The 20,560-nt window shown below is 59.9% G+C and carries 17 protein-coding genes and 1 pseudogene; 2 read left to right on the top strand and 16 right to left on the bottom strand.

What is annotated here, in order from left to right; genetic code table 11:
- Positions 1–93: 93 nt before the first annotated feature.
- From BMX92_RS24340 to BMX92_RS24365, 7 genes and pseudogenes are all read right to left on the bottom strand, one after another.
- Positions 94–1,692, bottom strand: a complete 1,599-nt coding sequence (locus BMX92_RS24340) for a putative bifunctional diguanylate cyclase/phosphodiesterase (protein WP_093021537.1) — start codon at positions 1,690–1,692, stop codon at positions 94–96.
- 554 nt (positions 1,693–2,246) lie between these two features.
- The gene (locus tag BMX92_RS28490; RefSeq protein WP_177185245.1) at positions 2,247–2,369 is read right to left on the bottom strand and encodes a Na+/H+ antiporter NhaA; all 123 of its coding nucleotides are present in this window, start codon (positions 2,367–2,369) and stop codon (positions 2,247–2,249) included.
- 484 nt (positions 2,370–2,853) lie between these two features.
- Complete coding sequence (locus tag BMX92_RS24355; RefSeq protein ID WP_093021546.1) at positions 2,854–3,408, bottom strand: ankyrin repeat domain-containing protein; 555 nt, start codon at positions 3,406–3,408, stop codon at positions 2,854–2,856.
- On the bottom strand, positions 3,408–5,087 hold the full coding sequence (locus tag BMX92_RS24360; RefSeq protein WP_093021549.1) for a catalase: 1,680 nt from the start codon (positions 5,085–5,087) through the stop codon (positions 3,408–3,410). Before BMX92_RS24360 ends, BMX92_RS24355 begins: the two co-directional genes overlap by 1 nt.
- Before the next feature lie 375 nt (positions 5,088–5,462).
- Positions 5,463–5,601: pseudogene (locus tag BMX92_RS27130) on the bottom strand (IS5/IS1182 family transposase); the annotation flags it as partial.
- A 60-nt stretch (positions 5,602–5,661) separates the two neighbouring features.
- A complete protein-coding gene (locus BMX92_RS27135; protein WP_143066890.1) occupies positions 5,662–5,898 on the bottom strand; it encodes a hypothetical protein in 237 nt (78 codons plus the stop codon).
- A 208-nt stretch (positions 5,899–6,106) separates the two neighbouring features.
- Positions 6,107–7,516, bottom strand: coding sequence for a tyrosine-type recombinase/integrase (locus BMX92_RS24365; RefSeq protein WP_093021552.1), 1,410 nt, complete (start codon positions 7,514–7,516; stop codon positions 6,107–6,109).
- A 375-nt stretch (positions 7,517–7,891) separates the two neighbouring features.
- Here BMX92_RS24365 and BMX92_RS27785 point away from each other — a divergent pair, with 375 nt between their 5' ends.
- Both BMX92_RS27785 and BMX92_RS24375 read left to right on the top strand, forming a co-directional pair.
- The gene (locus BMX92_RS27785) at positions 7,892–8,110 is read left to right on the top strand and encodes a hypothetical protein (RefSeq protein WP_218145839.1); all 219 of its coding nucleotides are present in this window, start codon (positions 7,892–7,894) and stop codon (positions 8,108–8,110) included.
- Positions 8,111–8,268: 158 nt separating this feature from the next.
- Positions 8,269–8,604, top strand: a complete 336-nt coding sequence (locus BMX92_RS24375) for a hypothetical protein (protein ID WP_093021555.1) — start codon at positions 8,269–8,271, stop codon at positions 8,602–8,604.
- 84 nt (positions 8,605–8,688) lie between these two features.
- Here the strand turns inward: BMX92_RS24375 and BMX92_RS24380 are convergent, their stop codons facing one another.
- The 9 genes from BMX92_RS24380 to BMX92_RS24420 all read right to left on the bottom strand — a co-directional run bounded on the left by BMX92_RS24380 (position 8,689) and on the right by BMX92_RS24420 (position 20,212).
- Positions 8,689–9,561 carry an energy transducer TonB gene (locus tag BMX92_RS24380; protein ID WP_256213597.1) on the bottom strand — a complete coding sequence of 291 codons (873 nt, stop codon included), beginning with the start codon at positions 9,559–9,561 and terminating at the stop codon, positions 8,689–8,691.
- The gene (locus BMX92_RS24385) at positions 9,558–9,896 is read right to left on the bottom strand and encodes a YbaN family protein (RefSeq protein ID WP_371262529.1); all 339 of its coding nucleotides are present in this window, start codon (positions 9,894–9,896) and stop codon (positions 9,558–9,560) included. Before BMX92_RS24385 ends, BMX92_RS24380 begins: the two co-directional genes overlap by 4 nt.
- Before the next feature lie 67 nt (positions 9,897–9,963).
- Positions 9,964–10,569 (bottom strand): biliverdin-producing heme oxygenase, encoded by a 606-nt coding sequence (locus BMX92_RS24390; RefSeq protein WP_093021561.1) that lies wholly within the window; start codon positions 10,567–10,569, stop codon positions 9,964–9,966.
- A 194-nt stretch (positions 10,570–10,763) separates the two neighbouring features.
- Positions 10,764–12,269 carry a surface lipoprotein assembly modifier gene (locus tag BMX92_RS24395; protein ID WP_093021564.1) on the bottom strand — a complete coding sequence of 502 codons (1,506 nt, stop codon included), beginning with the start codon at positions 12,267–12,269 and terminating at the stop codon, positions 10,764–10,766.
- An 80-nt stretch (positions 12,270–12,349) separates the two neighbouring features.
- The gene (locus BMX92_RS24400) at positions 12,350–13,099 is read right to left on the bottom strand and encodes a Slam-dependent surface lipoprotein (protein WP_093021567.1); all 750 of its coding nucleotides are present in this window, start codon (positions 13,097–13,099) and stop codon (positions 12,350–12,352) included.
- A gap of 118 nt (positions 13,100–13,217) precedes the next feature.
- Entirely contained in the window at positions 13,218–16,205 is a 2,988-nt protein-coding gene (locus tag BMX92_RS24405) for a TonB-dependent receptor (RefSeq protein ID WP_256213598.1), read from the bottom strand.
- A gap of 128 nt (positions 16,206–16,333) precedes the next feature.
- Positions 16,334–17,320, bottom strand: a complete 987-nt coding sequence (locus BMX92_RS24410; RefSeq protein ID WP_093021569.1) for a FecR family protein — start codon at positions 17,318–17,320, stop codon at positions 16,334–16,336.
- 112 nt (positions 17,321–17,432) lie between these two features.
- Positions 17,433–17,948, bottom strand: a complete 516-nt coding sequence (locus tag BMX92_RS24415) for an RNA polymerase sigma factor (RefSeq protein ID WP_093021572.1) — start codon at positions 17,946–17,948, stop codon at positions 17,433–17,435.
- Between the two features lie 221 nt (positions 17,949–18,169).
- On the bottom strand, positions 18,170–20,212 hold the full coding sequence (locus BMX92_RS24420; RefSeq protein ID WP_093021611.1) for a ParB/RepB/Spo0J family partition protein: 2,043 nt from the start codon (positions 20,210–20,212) through the stop codon (positions 18,170–18,172).
- Positions 20,213–20,560: the final 348 nt, after the last annotated feature.

A 20,560-nucleotide genomic window follows, 5' to 3' on the forward strand; every position in this document is an offset into this window, starting at 1 on the left:
CAAATCCAGCCATTCGGCCACGGCTCGTTCGGGTCCACATCCCGAGCTTGAATCACGCCGCTGTCAATTTCTCAACCCATTCTCAAACGGTCTCTAAGCGGCGCCAATCGAAGGGCTGCTATGGTCCCTACCGGTTATTCCCGCAAAGAAATTTAGGGTTGCTGCGGCTGGCATCGGCTGGCTCAGGAGATCACCCTGACCCTGCTCGCAGCCGGTGCCGAGTAGCTCGCGCTCCTGCTCGCTATCCTGAATTCCTTCGGCAGCGATCGTCAGTCCGAGACCATGGCCCAATCCTACAAGCGCGTTGACGATCGATGCGCTTTCACTTTCCGAGCGCATCGCCTCAATGAAGCTCCGGTCAATCTTGATCTTGTCGAGCTTGAAACTGCGCAGATGGTACAAGCTGGAATAACCCGTTCCAAAGTTGTCGAGCGCAATCCGCACCCCGGCGCCGCGCAGCGTGCCAAACGTCCGGCGCGCGGCCTCCAAATCAGCGACGATCGCACTCTCTGTGATCTCGACCTCCAGCCGCTCGGCTGAAACCCCGGTCTCGTGCAGGATGCGGACGATACGAGCGGCGAGCAATTCGTCCTTGAGCTGCGAGGGCACGATATCGATCGAGAGGCGTACATGCGCGGGCCACTCGACCGCAGCGATGCAGGCGGTCCGCAAAAGATGGTCAGCCAGTTCGTGGATGAGCCCGGCCTCTTCGGCGATTGCTATGAAGCGCTCAGGCGGTATTTCTCCATGTTCCGCTCGAACCCACCGCGGCGACGCCTCGAAGCCAACGACCGCGTGTGTGCCGAGATCGAAGGTAGGACGAAACACGGGCATGATGTCCCCCGCTTCGATCGCATGGCGAAGCGCGCGTTCCATGGCTTCGCGTTCATGCACATGCTCGTCCATCGCGGCCTCGAAAAAGCGTAGGGCCGATCGTCGCTCGGCTTTGGCGCGGTAGAGCGCCACATCCGCCTTGCGCATCGCTTCCTCAGGCGTGTCCGCATCTTGCGGCAGGAGTGCGATGCCGATGCCCGCTCCGACATGGTGCATTGCGTCGCCGCCCAAGATCGGCGCCTTGAGCGCCTCAATCACCCGGAGCGCGACATTGGCGGCCGCCTCGGATCCGGCAAGGTGATGGGCGAGAATCGCAAACTCGTCGCCGCCAAAGCGGGCAACCATGTCGCCATCGCGCATGGCGCTGCGCAGCCGCTGGCCAACCACGATCAGCACCTCGTCCCCCTTGGAGTGACCGTGGACGTCATTGACCTGTTTGAACCCGTTGAGATCGAGCAGGTATAGCGCATGGGCAGCGCCAGCGCGCGGAGGTGACGCCAAGGCCGTTTTCAGGACTTCATCGAACTGACGCCGGTTCGGCAATCCAGTCAGGACGTCCTGATAGGCGAGTTCGCGCGCGTGGGCCTCCGCCGCCATTCGCCGCTTCACTTCGCGCTTCTGCTCCCGATATCGACGCCCGCCGAAGATAAGTAGTCCCACCGCTAAAAAAACACCGAGAATAGCAATCTCGTCGATCTCGATCCGGGCCCTCGCAGGCGTAAGTTGTCCTTCATGCATGAAGATGTCTATATCAAAGGCGATGTACGTCGCGACCACGAGGGCAGCGATCAATATCCCGAGATCCTGAAGACTCACGCGGTTGCGGATGACAAAGCTCCTGATCGTAGCAAAATTCATCGGTTCACGCCATTCTGCGCAGAGTCGCTCTGCCAATCGCTGCCTTAGCTCAGGCAGGTTAAGACTTCTCGAATACGTTGCCAGATCAACGGCGCGGCCAACAAATTCACAAGGACGTCTCGCAGTAAATTTGCTGGCGCATGAGATGACTCAGCCCCTCCTCTTCATAGGGTGTATCATAAAGACAACCTGAGGCGGACATCCAAAAACAACTTTGCGATGACATCATCGCGTTCGGCGAGCCAGCATAATTGCTGCCATCCGAAACACTCCAATCGAAATTTTGCCTGCAATGGTATTGCCAATTGTCGTACTCTCGCCCTGGATTAACGCTTCCTGCGAGCTCGTTATGTCGTATTGCCGGCGCGGAAGATCGCGCGCTAATCCCCACAACAGCCGTTCGTTGATGACGCGCCAATAGCCGCGTTCAAACATAAATCGCGAAGGCCGGCCTCTATGGAACCAAGCTGAGAAAGCTATTGGCAAACATGCCAATCAACGCCAAGCCAAAGGCGGTGTCCATGGTGATGACGGTGCCCCAGCCCCTCATAGCATCATTGTTTCGCGCACTCAGCCAAAACAAGAATCGGAACGTGCATGCCGCCGATGGCGCCTGCGATCGGAAATATGGCGATGCGCAGTTCCGACAAGGCGCCGCGCACCAGCTTGAATTTCACATCTGCGCCTGTGATGATAAAGAACAGATTGCTCCATTCCGCAAGGCTATGGCTAACCGACGCCTAGCCAAATCCAAAGTGGAGCTGCGTGTCCCAGAGACGTTCGTCGCTTTCGCTCAGCGGACTATTTGTGAACCGGATCGCCGCGATCGTCGCAAGCAGCAGCGGCCCGCGAATTACGTCCTTATCTACAAAGAACGGTTCTATCCGATCAAGAAATTTTGCCCCGCCGGACGCATGTTGCCGCATTATAGTTGTCACGCCTTTTCTGGCGGGGACTAATGGCCGTTTCATGCAATCGCCCCCCTATAGATAGAGTTCCAGCTTATAGTCGGCATGGCAGATTGGGGCGTCTCATCTCGTGCGAACGAATAATGTGATGATGTCGGCGACGGATCCCAAAGGAGATGCCACTAGCTATCGAGACACTTCACAGAACTCCTCACAGCATCTCGACCGTTCGTACTGGACCTGACGCAGCCTCTTAGCGCCGTCTGGGAGTCAAGAGATCGTTTGCCAAGCTGGTATTTCCCTGGGCCTTGGCGACCGAGGCCGCCGAGCGACCGGACGCATCGATCAGGCCGGCATCCGCTCCATGCTCTAGCAGCAGTTTGACCTGCACAGTCCGGCCAAACAACGAGGCCGTCATCAGCGCGGTCTGACCCGCTTTGTTTCGTGCATTGACGTCGCAGCGCTCTTTCAGCAGGCGGGTCGCAATACGGTCATCGCCTTTGAAGGCAACGCCCATTTGCGCGGTATTGCCTTGTCGAAGGTCGGGCTTGCACGGGTCCGCGCCGGCCTTGAGCAATGCCTCTACCGTGTCGGCCTGACCATTATATGCTGCTAATATAAGTGGGGTGAAACCGCGCGATTCATAGGCGTTTACATCGGCGCCGTTGTTCACCAGCAGGGGGATTAGGTCCGCACGGCCCAGCTTCGCCGCTTCAAAAAGCAGTTCCTGCCGCCGCTCCGGCGCCGGCAAAGCCTCTGCTTGCGCGGGGGCGGAAGCCAGCGCGGACGCGAGAAATAGGGCGAGCATTACTGCTGGCCCGCGTAGCGCGCACCTGCGGCCGTCCAATACTCGGCCACAGCCCGATCAACCTCGCTGGTCGACACGCCGACGGCCTTGGCCAGGCGGGAGCCAAGGTCCTTGTCAGCTTGCGTGAAGTAGCTGACCATGATCACTTTAGTGCGCGTCGATGTCACCACCCCAAGGTCTCCGGCGAGATTCTTGACCAAATCGGCTTTGTCCGCAGGCTTGAGCGCGCGGTAGAACCGGCCTGCCTGATCGAAAGGCTCAGTCCTCGAGATCGGCGCAGTCCGAACGATAGTATCGATCTTGTAGGGCGTGGGAGCAAATGAGGGATCGATCGCCTTACCTTCCGTAACCGAGGGAAAATAGTTCGCATCGACTTTGCCGGTGGCTCCGTCGAGCTGGCCGTCCTGGTAGTTGTTCACGACCGCAACGCGAGGGCGATTAACGGGCAGGTCCATCACATTCGCGCCGACGCGGTAGCGCTGCGTGTCCGAGTAGGAGAATAGGCGGCCCTGCAGCATTCGATCGGGCGAAGCTTCGATCCCGGGCACCAAGTTGGCCGGGGCAAACGCCGACTGCTCGGTCCAGCGGAAAAAGTTTTCCGGTACTTGGTTAAGAGTCATCTCGCCGATTTTGCGGAAGGGCGCGTCCAGCCATTCCTTAGTATCGTCGAAAGGATTGAACTTAAGCGCGCCCAGTTGCTCCGCCGTCAACGTCTGTATCATGAGATCCCAAGTCGGATAGTCGCCCGCCGCGATGGTGCCGTACAGGTCATCGGTAAGGTAGTTCGGCGGCGCCTTGGCGGCCGCTTCGCCGTTCAGGCTCTTGACACCCTGCCGGCTGATCCATCGGAATTTGGCGAAAGTAACCTTGCCATCCTTATCAACCAGCTTGAACGCATGGACGCCATTTCCGTCCATGGTGCGATACGACGCTGGCGTGCCAAGGTTCGAGTACACATGCACAAGCATGTTGGTTGCTTCGGGCGTGCCGGAGAAGAATTCAAAGAATCGATTAGGATCTTGCTTGTTCGTAATCGGCGATGGCTTGAGCGAATGGATCATGTCTGGGAATTGGATCGCATCTCGGATAAAGAAGATAGGCAGATTATTTCCAACTAGGTCCCAATTGCCCTGCTCAGTGTAAAACTTGACCGCAAAGCCGTGCGGGTCGCGCATTCCTTCGGGTGAGCCAGAGGGATGAATTACAGTCGAGAAGCGCACGAACACCGGCGTTTCCTTGTCGGGCTGCCCGAACAACGACGCCTTGGTAAGGGCTGAAAGGTCTGCTGTCGCGCGGAAGACGCCCAGCGCGCCGGTGCCACGCGCATGAACGACCCGTTCCGGCACGCGCTCGCGGTCAAACCGGGCCAGCTTTTCGATCAGCGTCGTGTCTTCGAGAAGGACCGGTCCGTTGTCTCCGGCGGCAAGCGAGTCGCGGTTTGAACCAATCGGAGCGCCATTGTCGCGGGTCATTTGCGGCGCAGTGCCGCTATCGGCGTCGGCATGCATTTCGACCGTTCCGGATACACCCGCCTGCGCGGCTGGCGGCTTAACGGCGGCCATGGGTGCCGCGACCGTGGTCATGCGATCCTCAACCTGCGTGACCGTTTGGCCCACAACAGATGTGAAGGGAATGATGGATGCTGCTGCCGCGAGGCAAATGGCGTTCGAGCGTTTCATAAGATCTCTCCCTGTTGCCATGTCGTTCTGGTTCTGTAGGGTCGGCAATTCCAACAGCTTTTGAGTGCCACAGTGATCGAAAACGTCGATTTAATGCTGAAGCCAAGCACGATGCTATACGGCATCTCGCACAAGATTTCCCGTGTTGTGGAGCAACGCATCAACGTCAGCGCGCGATCGCCAAGCCATTGCGCGTATGATGCTGGAACGCGTCGAAGTCATCGTCGAGGGTGAAACCAAGCGCGTTGGACACGTCTGCCATTTGGTGGGTGGCACTGTTCCGAAACATGCGTTCATACTACCGGTCCGGCTGTTCGAGCAACTGGAGAACTTGGACAAGTTGCTTGCCCGAGTAATCGACCTGCGACTCAGACACAGCAACCATTTGCGTGGACGGCCCACGTGCGGGGGGGGGCAAGAACGGTTCGAGCACCGACCATTCGGCATAGGTCAGATCGCTTGGCATAGTCAGCCCCGCGCAGGCATATTGAGCCCGAGCGCTGTCGGTCCACATCGGTGATTTCTGGAAGTTTGTTGCAGAACCCCTGAATCGATGACTGCGGCGAGCGTCAATCTAACCCATTGATACCAAATAACTTAGTCTAGAATGAACAAGCTTCTCCTGCCCTCCGCCGCGAGCGATAAAGTCCAGCCCATAAACCCGGCCTTCGGCATCGCGAATCGGGCTGAAGCAACTTAAGTCGTTGGGCGTGAAATGAAGCCTATTATCGCGCATCATCTGGAGCGGGAATGATCCGTCGCTGCCGCGCTGATAGGACAAATTGCCGTCCTTTACGGTGAGGGTAACCATCCTGCCTTCGTCATCATAGGTGCGTACCCGCCCCAACAGCGCGGCGCGCAACGGCAGCGTGATTAGGATCGAGCCTCTATCGGGTACCCTTTGCGACCACGATGCATATGCTACTCTCTTTCAGGGAGACATCCATTCCGGCATTATATTCCATGGCCGTTCCTCCTGATGCTTGGGGCCGATCTCTCGCACCCTGTTTCCAGCACCATCATTCTAAAGAACAGCCATTAACCTGGCTATTCTTTAGACGCCGGTCCATCACGGAATCTAGCTGGTTAGACGGCGGATGCGCCTGCTCCACATCAACAAGCGGTATTATCGCACGCGCGGCGAAATCATCGAGGCTCTCCGTGATCCATCGCGCATAATGCTTCTCGATCATGGCCGTGGAGGTGTCGTGCAGCGCCGCAACCAGTCGGATCGGCAGACCAGCGCTTATCGCGCGAACAATCGAGCTATGGCGCAACGCATAAGGAATGACATTGGGTTGGCCTAGGGCATCCATGACCTTTTGCCACCAGCGGCGCATTTCGGAAGGAGTCTTCCATGGCTGGCGGCTTGCTCTGATCCAGGTGATCGAATCAGTCTGTCGATAATGCCATCTTTCAAGCAGAACTTCCTCCGGTTTTCGGCTTTCGAACGCCGGTCGCAACGCCTCGACTACATCCCTCCCCACCTGCATCCGGATGAAACTGGCGGCTTTCTGGCCACGGCCCTTGTGTGAGACGGGAATGAGAACACGATTTAATTCCGGTTGAACGTCGGCAACGCGCATCCGCGCGAGCTGTGAAAATCTGGCGCCCGTCGCAGCCAGCAGAATTGCCATTCGCGCATGATCGCCATCCTTATCCAGTTCGCGCGCCTTGGCGAGAACATCGCGGATCTGGCGGTCGCTGAGAACCTGGTTCTGTCGCGCCAATGGCTCGGTGACCGTTTCCACAGGAAACACGGGCTTCAGCCCAAACTTGATGGTGAGGCCAAAATCCTTCGGCAGCGCTTTGCGATGTTCCTCGAAGGTGGCGTTGAGGGCTGCCTTAAGTTCGGAAACAACGCGCATTTTGCTCGACCCACGCAATCCTTCGCGAAGACGGCGCTGCCAACTGCGGAGATGGGCCTCCGTCAGATCACGGAGTTTCGTCAACACCAGCGCCTCATCCTTAAGAACATGCGGGGTGAGTTTCATATTCGCGGTGGATCGCGACGGATGCCCAACTCGGAGGGATTGACGTTGATCGCGCATCGCGATGAAGGCCTCGACCGAATCCTTCACCGTGATGTTGGCATTCAGCAAATTACCATCTGACTCCTGCAGTTCGAACCACTCGGTTGCCTTGTCGAGCGCCTGTTTCCAGTTGAGTACCGTATCGCCGTTTGCCAGAACGATATCGTCCGCAGTACCAAGTGACCGTTTAGTCCCATGGCTATCGCCTCCGGCAGGGCGGTAACGCGCGACCCATGTGCCACCCCGTGCACCCCGATAGTAGCCAAGGTGCAACCCTTCAGATATCATGCGCCAATATGGACTTGGCCGAAACTTCAATCGAGCACGCGCGCTCCGTTCTTGAAGCCGAACCTCCGTCGTTGTTCGTCCCATGTATTTATCCAAAACATCGTCCACCCGTAGTCCATAGACATACTAAAATGGGTGTAGATGACCAAGGACAGAATTCGCTCAAGTGATTGAATTTATTGAAGTCCACTAGTGTCCACCAGCGTGTTTTCTAAGGACTCCCGGGGCTGCGGCATCGCCGCCTCCCGCGCTTTCCATGGCTGGTCTTCTATATCGAGCGGGACGACCATATCGACGTGTGGCGCGTGCTCGACGCGCGCCGCGACATTCCGGGCTGGCTCGACGATCCCAGCGATCATTAGTGGGCCGCGCGAGATCGTACGGGTTCACGCTCGGGGTGCGTCGTTCTTCGGTCGAGGCAAACCTCAAGACGGAGACAGTCTATCGGCCAATCGGAAATGTGGCCGAGCATGACGAAGAGGCTTGAAGAACCTCATGCCACATGCACGCCCGCACAGCGCGAGACTGTCGACGCTCACAATCTACATTGCCGCGATGGGCGGCGATCTGAAGCTCGTGGCCGCGTTTCCCGGCCGCCCTCCGGTGATCCTCGCCAATCATTCCGATCTTGCCGAGGGCGACCTGCCGAAGCATCTGCGGCGCCGACGTAGCAATGGAATGGGTGCGGTGGCCTGGCACTGAGCGCTCGCCCCTAGCCCCGGCGCCCCGGCGCCCCGGCCGCTCGTTCACCGGCGTCGAAATCAGGGCCAAGGGCGCAAAGCATTTAATCTCGGCCAGATAACCTTAGGATTGTGACATTCTCCCTGCGAAATTGGCCGGAGGCGATTAGAGGGAACATCATGTGCGACTATGATCCCATCATCATCAAGGCCATCAGCGATGCCGGCGTGGAAGTCGGCGATCGAAGCGCGAGTTGGTTGGAGAAATGGGCCAATATATCGACTATCGTCGCAGTGCGCGCTGCAGACGATGAGCCGGGCCGAGTGACCGTAGGTATAGGATTTCGACAGGACCGTGTTTTCATCGAAATCGATGAAGAGGGTCAATGGACGCAATTCTGTGCGGTCGCGCACGATCATTTTCCTCTGGTAGCTCCGTTCGCAGAATTGCGCGAAGCATTGGCGGAGCCGGGGATGCTTTTTCTTCACTGGGAAGAGGGTCGGCTGCGGCAGTAGCCGAGCTACGTAGTTGTGCTGGCATGAGTTGGCGGACAAACAGGCAATCTTAGGTAGTGTGGCAGCTGCCACCGCCATGCCGTTTCATCTGATCCGAAATTCAACCGGAATAGTCAGCTCGACAATATCCGGTCTGTCTTCGGGAATGGTTGGCAGGGGCTGCGCCCGTTGCAATGTGTCGAGCGCGGCTTGATCGAGGTCGAAGGAGCCGGATTTCTTCACGATCGCGGACGACAACACCACTCCATCCCGGTTAATCGTGAAGCGGACATAGGCAGTGCCTTGCAGACGCGCGGCTCGAGCACGGGCCGGATAGCGTCGGAAGCGCTCAAGGTGAGCGAGGATCAGCCCTTCCCAATTTGGCCGGGCATCGTTGGCCAGACGGCTTGCCATGGGTGCGGCGATGCTCTTGGGCGCGGTCGTTTCCGGCACGGGCGGGCCGGGGTCGACTACCTCCACGGGATCGTTCCTCTTCTGCGCCTGATTGGCGCTCGGAACGTGGATCATCGGCGTTGGCACCAGCACATCCGGCTTTGGTTCGGGCTTGGCCTCCTGCTTTTCGATCTGCTCGGGACCGGGGGCAACCTGCTTCACCGGCTCGGGCGGAGCTGCCAGCGGTGCAAGGTCCACCACCGTCAGCGGCTTCGACGTGGCCCGGACCGGCTGATAAATGGCCTTCCACGTGAACAAGCCAGCGGCCAGCACCAACCCAATCACCGAAGCTGTGCCGGCAAATCCGAAAAGTCGCGTGCGCCAGTCCATTGGCTGATCGCAATAACGACTATGGCGGCGCGATACCTCGTCATCTTGCGGGTTCGCCGGTGGCGAGCGCGCCGTAATCTCCCGCTGCGTCAAGTTGTCATGATAATAGCTTCGAAAGACGACATGCCCCTCAAAGAGAGCTGTTTCATCATTCGCAGCCGGAAGCTGCGTTCCGCGATAGCCTCCTGGCTTCATCCTGATACTCCCGGCTCGGGCCGCCGAACGATCCAGATCGCCCAGAACAGCATGAATGCGGCCACAGCGCACGCCAGCAGCGGACCGGGCCTGACATGGAGCCAGAACAGGCCGAACCCCAGCGCCATGCCGATGCACGCCGCGATCTTGGCATGGCGGGGCACGACCCCTTCAGCGCGCCACGCGCGCACCCCGGGCCCGAAGCGAGGATGATTAAGCAACCATGCTTCCAGCCTGGGGGACGAGCGCGCGAAACAGGGCAGCGCCAGTACCATGAAGGATGTGGTCGGCAGCAGCGGCACGAAGATGCCGATGAAGCCGATCGCCACCAGCATGAGCCCAAGGGCCAGCCAACCGGCGCGGGCCGCTCGGCCGCGCCGGAGCAGGTCCGCGTTCGTGGGCTCAGTCAAGCCGTGCATCGACATGGGCCTGGACCCGCGCGAAGGCTTCAAGCGCGCCTTCCTTGGCGCGCTTTTCCTCATCCTCGCTCAATTCGACCGCATCGAGCGCCGCGGTGAATGCGCGCCAGTGCGGGGCCGGGCCTTCGGGAGCGGGAGCAAGGTGACGCGCACCGAAATCATCGGTCAGGCCGAGCTTTTGCGCTTCCTTGCGCAGCACCGCCGCGCCCATGTTGGACCCTTCGGCGACATAGAGCCAGCCCAGCGCGCTGCCCATGTCCACCGGTTCGCCATCAATGAAAGCGGGGTCCGTGCCTTCCGTTGCCGAAACGCCGAGATCCGCCATGTCGGCGACGACAAGCGGCAGGCGGCAACGCTGAACAAGATCAGGGAAAGCCGCCTGCAGGCGCTTGTCGGCATAGAGGGCGGCCACGTCGCGGTGGAAGAGATACTGGATCGCCAGAAACCGCTTGTAGCGCTCGATGCTGGCGAAAGACGACGCTGACATGATGGAGCGATCGACGCCTTCATGAACAGTGCTGGTCAGCGCCTTGAGGCACTTTGCGCGGCTCTGCACCTCAATCGGTCGGTCGGAGGCGGTTACGGTCATGGAATTTCCTTTTTCATTGTTTGGCGAGTGAAAGTGGTGCGGGGGTGGCGGGGTCTTTGGGCCGCCACCCCCTTTGGACCGTCCCCCACTGAGGGAGTGAAGCTCGGCTTAGGGGACGAAGGCGGTGAAGGATTCGCGTCGAATGGGCCTGTGGAACGGCTTTTATGGTGGGCGCAAATGCAGAGATGGTCGGGCTAGAAGGCATGGCTAAGCCTGAAGCTGAGGGTCGTTCGATTGTAGGAAAAGAGCCAGTCGATGTTGCTCTCGACGCGATTGTGCTGAACCACGATCTCAGGCGTAAGACCCGCGAATTTCAGCACGGGCAAGCGCGCGATCGCGGTCGCGTTGAACTGGTCGTCACTGCGCTGTGCGGCGAACAACTCGCTGTAGGCACGGTAGTCGCGGCGGCGATAGGAACCGAGCAGCAGGAGGCTTCCACTATTTCCAAACGTCTTGTGAAGGCCGAGCCTACCGCCCCACTGGCGATAGGCATCGACTGGATTTGGTGTATCCTTTGTGGCAAAATCTGGCCCGCCGAAAAGTGTCCATCCCGGCGCCGGAACATACCACGCCGTCAGGCTGGCATCGACCAAAGGTCCGGTCTGGGAGGTATAACCTGGGATGCGATATCGGAAGTCTCGATAATTCGCTTCGAGGCGCAGTACCACGTTGCGGGAGGCGGTATGCTGCCACTCCGCATTGGCGCCCCAGGCTTCATACAGAACTGACAACCCGAGCGTTCCCAGGTCGAAAGATGGCGAAAGGCTCAGAGTATTACGTCCCGTCTGATACTGGTAGCCCAAGCGGGTGATGAGCGTGCCTTGCGAATAGTCGTGATGATCGGGGTAGATTTCGCCGAACAGGATCGCTCGCCCACGAATGCCGTGATGGCCCGATAGCGGAACATTTCGCTCAAGCGATCCTTCGATGTTGACGCCCGTCCCCTTGATCGCATCGGGAACCTTGCGATCAAACAGGCAGGTTCCGTCATCGGCGGCCAGCAGGCATGTGTAGCTTTCCGATGACTGGTTGAGATTGGTGCTGTAAATGGGGCCGACCGCAAGACTACCGTGCCAGCCCCGTCGCTGGCGCAATGCGTTCAGGAAGGCATCGACCGTCACAATCACGCCGGATGCCTTGTCGCCTTCTACGACAATCTGCGTGCGGATTTGCTCGAAAGCCTTCCGCGCTTCGCGATCCTTGCGATTTTCGAACAGCACACGGGCTAATTCGAGCTGGCCGAGCAGGAAATTTGCCTGCACGGCCAATACGTCGCGATAGTGCCTTTCCGCGCTGGCCAGATCGCCATCGGCGCGCGCCAGTCCGCCCTTGGCGTAGCTGACCATCATCGGGTCGCGATCCGGCAATTGCTCATAGGCGCTCAGGAAGCGACGAGCTTCCGCCCATTGCCGTCGGCTTACCGTGATATAAAGCGCCCGCCCCATGTCATTCGCGTTGTTACCTACGGAATAAGTCTGTCCGTCGATCACCAGTGACGAGGGAGGCACTATGTCCTCCGCATTCTTCAGGGAATCCTCCTGCCGTTCCGTCCGCTGTCGCTCAAGCTGCTGGTCGAGGCGCAGCCGCGTGTCCTGCCCGCTTTCGATCTGCGCGAATGCAGGAGCGGGTGCGCCTGCAACGATCAGCAGGAACAATCGGAAAGGAGATATGGTTTGGGGCTGTCGCCGCCAGAAAGTCATGCTTTGAGATTACCCAGCACGGGAATGAGGAACCGGAGCCTGCCACGAGGGCAGGCTCCGGCCAGTTTGGTGGGACGGACTTAGTTCGTCCGGCTACCGCCAAAGGCAGTGTCGAGCGAACGATCGACGTTGGATGTCACGACACCCGCGATTGCGGCAACATTGCTACCGAAGAAGGAGCCGCTTGCCTCGGCCGAACCGCCGGCGATCGAAGCGGCCCCCCCATTGGCGGTCGAGAAGGTCGCGCCACTGATGCCGACATTGGACAGGCTGACGGTCTGATGACCGGTAAGCGAGCCGCCGACGGTGCCACCGCCGCTGCCGTTGAAGTTGGCAGTAAGGGTGCCGGTCAGAAGCGCACCGTTGGTCTGATAATCGTTGATGCCCTTCACGTCATAGGTAGCGGTGGTCGCCACCGTCGGGGCGGCAGACTGGTCACGTCCGACAAAGTAGACCGTTTGGTCGCCGGAGCCGACATTTCCGTCGCTGGTCCATTCTCCGAACCAGACTTCATTGGCGCCAACCCTCGAAAGGTTGAAATAGCCGAGGTCCCCGTGCGGAATATTCGACGGGGTGAACTCAGACACGCCGTTCGTGTCGGCGGGGACATAGGTCTGCAGCGTCTGAACGTCGACTATGGCGCTTCCAAATGGACTCGACGGGAAACCGATGCCAGGCCGGTTCGGCTGATGCGGGCCGAACGCCCCACTAGTGCCCACGGCGATGTTGCTGGTGTCGCTGGACTCCCCGACGATTTGGGCATGAGCGACGCCCGAGAAGGCCACAGTTGCCAGGAATGCGGCTGCGATCTTGAGATGAACATTCTTCATGTTACTACTCCTGCTTGTTGGAGCGCCCGACCTTTCGGACGCCTTCATCCAGGGTCGTCGCCATCACCTCGATCGTTCCAAGTGATAGGTGCGGCGGCGGCCCTGAATCTCCTTCATCTCAGAATCTTCCCGTGAGGCTCAGTCGAACCGTCCGGCCAGGGGCCGGATTGAGCGAGCGTGACAGGGGATCGAGATAATAGCGGTTGTTGAGGTTCATCCCGACGAGTTCGGCCGAAAAGCGATCGTTCAGGCGGAACTTCGCATAGGCGTCTAACGTGACGATTTCGCCCCAGCTGTAGGGGATGTTGAGACCCAGGCCGGGAACCCCCTGGTCGAGAAAGGCGTCGAAAGGTGGATTGTCATATTCGCTGTACCAAGCCATGCGCCCGCCAAGCTCAAGGCGGCGCTCGAAAAACCACGCACCGGCATGCAGGTTGACCGAAGTCTCGGGGGTTGCCTGGGTCAGGAGGTAGCCGGCGGGGAAACCATATTTGACGCAATCGGGAATACGACCTTGGTTGGGATCGCCGAGCACCGCGACACTTGCATCGCAGACCCGGTTCTTGGTCATATGGCCGGCGCCGATATCCGCGAAGATGCGGCCATTATCGAAGCGTGCCTGCAATTCGAAGCCGGCGATCGTCTGCCTGTCCACGTTGGTGAACATGAACTGGTTGTTGCGCTCGATCACATTGCGCGTGGTGTTGTGATACCAGCTTAGCTTGAGGTCGGCGTGCTGCCCCTCTCCGTTCAACCCGAACAGCTGGCGCATATCCTGAATATAGGCTGCCTCCCAGGAGCGCAGGCGTTCAGGCTTCAAATGATAGGACGGATTAATTGAAGCCGAGAAACCAATCGTGCTTTCGAACATGCTGGGGAAACGGAGGGCTTCGGCGTAGCGTGCATAGAGTCGGCTAGCCCCGCTCAGATAGACGGTGGCAGATGCCGAAGGCATCCAGCCACTATCCGATTTCCGCGAGGCTTCGGTGATATTGGCAGTGGCCTGATTCAAGCTAACTGAACACCAACCCGTAGAATTGGCGACGCTGGTCAGAAAGCCGTTGAGACAGATATTGTCCGCGCGTCGATAGTTGCCGGCCTCATCAGGCGCCCAGACCGGTCCTGTAATCGTCCGGATTCGACCATTTTCATTGATCCGATACGAGGTTCTGTAACTGGTCGTGACAACGCGCTGGATCGAACCGCCGCTGAGGTCGATCAGCTTCGGAAGGAAGTCATCCTTCGCCCAATAACCGGAATAAGAGATTCCGGCATTGAGCTTGAGGAAACTGGCAGGTCGCCATTCGCCACGCAGATTGAGCCGATATTCTTCGCGCCGCCCCGCACGTGGCAACTGCCGCGCGCCGTTGGCCATGGCAGCGGAATACTCATCGTCGGATCGCAGCTTCTCATGTTGCCAGTTCCCTTCGACGACAACGCCTAGTCTGGACGAGAGAGTAAACTGGTTGCTGGCGGTGATCCCGAAGCGATCGTTGCGCGCATTGGCCAATGCACTGTTGATGATGATGGGATCGGTATAATCTCCTGCGGAATTGGGGAAGCCGCCAGCACTATATGTGTCGCTGACACTATCTGTAGCCCACACGGATACCTTCAGGTCGATCCAGGGGCTTTCGGGCTTCCAAGTATATTCAGCGTTGTAGGCCTGAATATGGACCTTGCTTGCAGGCCACTGGATATTGCCAAACCCCGTCGCGTTCATCAGCCGCGACGGCAGGACTTCCCCATAGGTCGACTTGCTGTCGCGAAACCCAAGTTGGAGTGACTGGTCGTCCGCAATCCGCCATGTCCCTTTGAAGAGGAATGATTCCATCTCACTGGATGTATTGGGCACCTCATAACCCGGCCTGAAGAAGAGCCCGATCGTGGGTACATAGTTTTGAACCGCGATCACCCCGGTCGCAGGCAGCAACTCTTCCTGCTGATAATAGCCCGCGCCGCTTTTGCCGGTAAAATAGTTGCCCCGCTCGCGAAATGCGTAGGCGCCGAACAGGTCAAAATCGCCGACACGGCCCGCGACGGCCAGACGAATAGCCCGGTCTCCGAAGGAGAAAGCCTCATTGTCATCCGGTGATCGCAGCGTCACCCGGAGCGTCTGATCGTTGTAGGGGAAAGTCGGCGATGAAAAGCCCGTACCGGTTCCCAGGAAGCCCGGAACATCGCGGTAATCCAGCCCAGTCGAAAGTGTCGGCCAGCGGGGATTGGTGGAGTTGTTGCCACCTTCCAGCTTCACCTTGATACCGAATGTCTGACCGGGCTTCAATATGTCGGCGGCATCGAGCGTATTGACGACGACAGCGCCGCCCGTCGAACCGTTGACCCCGCGTTCGGACACGGGGCCTTTGAGAACCTGGATGCCGGAGATCAGGCTTGGATCGATATAGCTGCGATTTCCCGCGCCATTATAGCCCCGCCAGATGGTGATGGCTTGCTCGGTGCCGTCGATGATGACCGGGACGCGCCCCGGCCCCTGGATGCCTCTTATGCTCGGATCGAGCGCGCCGCTGTTGCGCGCGTCGCCGCTGAACACATTGACCATCCCCTTGAGAACGTCGGCCGGGTTGGTGCCCTTGTAACGTTCGACCTCTTCCCGGCTTGCGAAGGTAGAGGAAATGTCCTTGTCGTAGACCTCATCCTTACGGCGAGCGTCGCGCTCGACTCCCGTTTCATTATCCCGCGCCGTGCGCTCTCCTTCGACCTGAAGCGGTCCGAGTGTCACGGTACTGCCATCGACCGCGGTTTGCTGCGCGCGCGCCAAGGTGAAGACCCGTGCGCCGGTCCGCCTGAAGGTTACGCCTGACTCCCCCAGCAGGAGTGATAGGGCATCGGTCGTGTCATAATTACCTTTGAGGCCGGGGCTGATCGCGTTCTGTGTGAGCGGCGCGTCGTAGATCAGTTCGACTTTGGCCTGGCGCGCAAACTGGTTGAGGGCGGTGGAAAGCGGCCCCGCAGGAATATCGTAGCTGGCCGCCTCCTGCGCATAGGCAGGCTTAGCCCCGCCGAAAGCGCCAATGGAGAGCGTCGTCGTCGCCAGCCAGGCCAACACCAGATTGCGGTTGGTGCGGTATCTGGAACTCGAAATCACCAAAACTTCCCCCGTCGTAAAAATGGGAGGCCTACTTATCGCTAATGCGAATGCCTCTCATCTGTATGACGAGCGGGGTTGCGGAAACGGGACTGTCGTTGATGAATTTTTTTGCCGGGGCGCTGAAATCAACGGAATATGACGATCAGCCGATCGGTGATCTGGATCGAGCGGAGGCCCAGCGACCTTTGCAATTTCGCGAACGAGCTGACCGGATCATCGATGCTGAATACGCCGCTCACCCGTCGGCTCTGCATGTCAGCACCGATTAGACGGACATAGCCGGGATGATAGCGCCCCAGCTCCGCGACGACTTCGGACAGCGGGCGGTTCTCGAATACCAGAACGCCCTGCGTCCACGCTTCGGCATCGCCGGCATTGACCGGCATAGCCGTACCCAGGCCGCGACCGGGGCCATAAAGGAGGCTCTGGCCTTCCCTGATCCGGGTTTGCGCCGTTTGCCCCTCCGGATAGGCGACGCGCACGCTATGCTCTGTGACGGTGACACGGGTACTCTCCCCCAGGTCGCGCACCAGAAAGCGCGTGCCGAGCGCAGTCGTGCTACCGCCGCCCGCCTCGACGGTGAAGGGGCGCGAGGGATCGGCTGCAACGGTGAACAAAGCTTCCCCCTTCAGCAGTCGGATCACCCGTCGATCGGCACGATAGTCGAACGCAATGGCGCTCGCGGTATTGAGCTGCACACGCGAACCATCGGGCAGACCCACCGTGCGCCGTTCCCCGGTTGCCGTCATGGCGTCGGATTGCAGGCGCGTGGGCCAGTCCTGAACCGCGCCGACAACCAGCATGGCGAGGCTGGCGGCCACCGCGACGGGAACCCAGCGGCGGGGTTTTCCCGGCCGCTGTCGCCGCCAGGAAAGGCGACGGTGGCTATATCGCGGCGGCGTAAGCGATGCCCTCACATCCAGTGCCGCTTGCACGCCGCCAAGGTCCGCCCATACCGCCTCCATTTCGGCGAAGGCGCGGGCATGGCGGGGATCGGCCGCCAGCCATGCGGCCAGCTCCCACTCGTCTTCCAACAAGCCGCTGTCGCGATCGGCGAACCAGCGCGCAGCCTCGTCGGCAATCGTCTTCGGTATGGGCTGCTCAGCCGACACTATCCTGCCATTCCCCTTATCACGCGCGGATGGTTCCGAAACGTGCGGTCTCTCTTATCTCTATGACGCTTGGAATACGCGGAACGGGACTTCCTGCGCGAAATATTGTCACTCAGGCATCGGATTCGCTCTGCATCCGCTCGTGGCAGTGACGAACCGCTGTCCGGACATGCTTGGCAACAGCGTTAAGCGTAATGCCGAGCCGCCCTGCCACCTGGTCTGCTGACAGGCCGTCTATGCGGCGAAGCGTGAAGACTTGCCGGCAGCGCAACGGCAACTCCTCCAGCGCCGCCTCAAGCTGCCGCACGCGCTCCTGATCCATCATCTGCGTCTCGACCGAGGGCTGATCGTCGGCCACATCTTCGGGCAGATCGCCCATCTCGAACAGCACGCCGTGCCGGCGAGCGCCGCGGGCCTGGTCGGTGGCGAGATTCGCGGCGAGTCGGTAAAGAAAGGCCCGCTTGTTGATGATCGGCGGGTTGTCGTCGACTCGCTGGACGCGAAACCAAAGGCTTTGCGCCACGTCTTCGGCCGCCAGCGCATCGCCGACAATGCGCTGCGCGAGCCGCAACAGAGACGGCCGTTCGCGCAGCAGCAGGCGCGTCAAGGCAACGGAATTGGTCGACATGGCTCCGCCCTCATAGCCCAACTTGAGAATGGCTCGCAATAACTCTTGTTGGGGAGTGCGCGAAATACTCTACCGTCGTGTGCGAGCCAGGCAGCAGATGGCACCAAGTAGATGCTAGAAATCGTCACGATCACAAATCGATCTGCGTTTCTTTCAGTTCAGGCGCCGGTTCAGTTCCCCCGAAGCCAGGGGACAGGCTGTAGCCCATCCCCCGGTCCCGATCAGGCAGCCTGGGATATCTGATCGTCATTATCGGCATCGACGATCCCAGCGGGTGACGTCTCGTGATCGTCGCGCGGCTGGTCCGGCTCACCAGCGATTTCGGCTGAGCCAAAGCGCATGGCTTCGGGAAGCCAGGCAAGCGCCCGTTCCTTGATTTCGGGTTCGATGATGACGTCGCCTCCGAAAAGCCGCTCGGCCGAAGCCGAAAGATCGTGCTTCTTCGAACCGGCGTAGCGGGATTGAAGCTCGAGTCCACCGATCTCCTGGAACAAGTTGAGGATGGCGGGCTTGGTCAGCTTATCGAAGTAGGTGAGTGCGGTCGGGCGCCACCAGGCCGCCACATCGATTGCGAGTTTCGCTCCCAGATGATCGAGGAAGCTTGCTTCGCGGCGGCCGATCGGGACAGCCTGCAGCGTGCGCGCAATCGCCCAGCCGAGCCAGGCTGCGCGCGCTTCATCGGGGAGCCCACAGAAGGCGTCGTAGCGATCCGCGATGGCCTGGTGATTGACCCAGCTTCGGTCGAGCGCCTCATCGAGCTTCGTCCATTCACCCGCTGCGGCCGTCTCGGGCTTGAAGTCCGCGAGGAGACGGGCGGGAGCCGAGGCGCGCAGATCGCTCGGAATGTCGAAGGACGAGAAGCGGCATTCGCGGTCGACCATGACGAAGGTGCCCAGATCCAACGCGAACGCGGGATCGCTGGCGACATGGACCGCCAGCAGTTCGGTCTTCATCATCGCCAGCATTTCACGCAGACGCTGGCTCATCACCGGCCCGCTGTTTCGCGCTTCGTCCTCGCCGGCCTCTTCGGCGGGGTTTTCGCCGTCGGTTTCGCCATTCTCGAGGCTTCCATCCTCGTCGTCTTCGCCCTCTTCGTCGGTTGCGACGGGCGCGACGAACAATTCCTGGTGAATGTGCGGCTGGCCGTCCGGCCCGATCACGAGATAGGCCAGCGCGCTTGCCTTCTGCTCGGTATCGACGATGGGCTCGCGTTCGACGATGGCCGACAGCTCGGTCTGGAGGGCGTTGTAGCGATTCTGGTCGTCTTCGTCCGGCTCGTAGCCTTCATCCTCGAGTTCGGTTTCCAGTTCGGCGAGTTCGTCCTCGATCTTGAGCTTGCGCTGCTCCTGCTCCTCGCTGAGCGCGGGCGCCTCGACCGGCAACGGCGCCAGGGCGTAGGTATCCATATAGGGGACGCGCGTGTTGGCGACGGGACGGACCTCGGCAAAGCCTTCGCGTTCGCGCAGGATGTCCGCTTCGGCGGCGAGTTTCATCATGGCGAGTTCGTCGACGATGTGAGTGTCGATCCAGCGTTCGTCGTCCGCGTTCGAATAGAGGTCGGCGTCCTCGATCCGCCCGCCGGCGGCGGTGTAAGCATCACGGCCGACCAGCAGGACGCGAGGATCATTGCCTCGATAGCTATAATCCTTGATGCGGCGGCGGATTTCACTGACGGAATGACCGCAGTAGCTGTCCGAGAGCATATCCCAGATTGCTTTTTGACGCGCGCTGTCAGCCGTGGTGCAATAGGCCTTGGCGACGTCGAGCGTGATCTCGCCATTCTCGAGCGCCTCGAAAATCGGCTCGGCAAGGTTGGCGAGACGCAGACGGCCCATCACGAAGCGCTCGGTGAGCCCGAACCGCTTGGCGACGTCGGCCGCCGTCTTGCCCTCGACCTCGATGATATCCCTGAAGGCCCTGCATTCTTCGCCCGGTCCCATCGGAAGCCGTTCGAAATTTTCAACGAGGCTGACTTCGCGACCATCCTTCGCGTTGTCGAGAACCAGAACCGGGATCGCGTGATCGGCCGGCAGGCTTCCCTTTTCGATCAGGCGATGCACGGCATCGAGGCGACGACCGCCGGCCGTGATCCGGTAGTGGCCCTTCTTGCGCGAAACCGGCACGCCGACCAGATTCTGGATGAGACCGTGGGCAAGGATGCTGGCTTCCAGTTCCGCGTCGGCGTCCGCGTCGCTTCGGGTCCGGACATTGACGGGTGACTTGGTGAGATTGGCAGCGGGTACGGGAATGGGAGTCTGGGACATGGGTTTCTCCATTGGTGCGGCTCGCTCATCGAACCGCCCATTCCCCCTCCCTTCCCTCCTGCGACACTTAGCCAGGACGGCGCGAGACAGGGCGTCGGCGTTAGGGATTGTGAGTCATGGAATGGCATTCGCGCTCGTAGCTGCGAAAAGTTTGCGCATTTGCGTGATCGTCACGCCGTGCGCGGCATTTCCTCGAATGCATCCGCCGAGTCATTAGGAGGAGATGATGCCATGGGGCTGAACACCTTTGGATCGGTATGCTGATGGGCTAGCCGGATCTGGCGGTTCGCTATCTCGCCCGTCTCCCTTTTACTCGTGCCGTTTGGCCCGTGACGGCAGGCGAGCGCG

The organism is Sphingobium sp. YR768 (assembly GCF_900111125.1).
Lineage (GTDB): Bacteria > Pseudomonadota > Alphaproteobacteria > Sphingomonadales > Sphingomonadaceae > Sphingobium.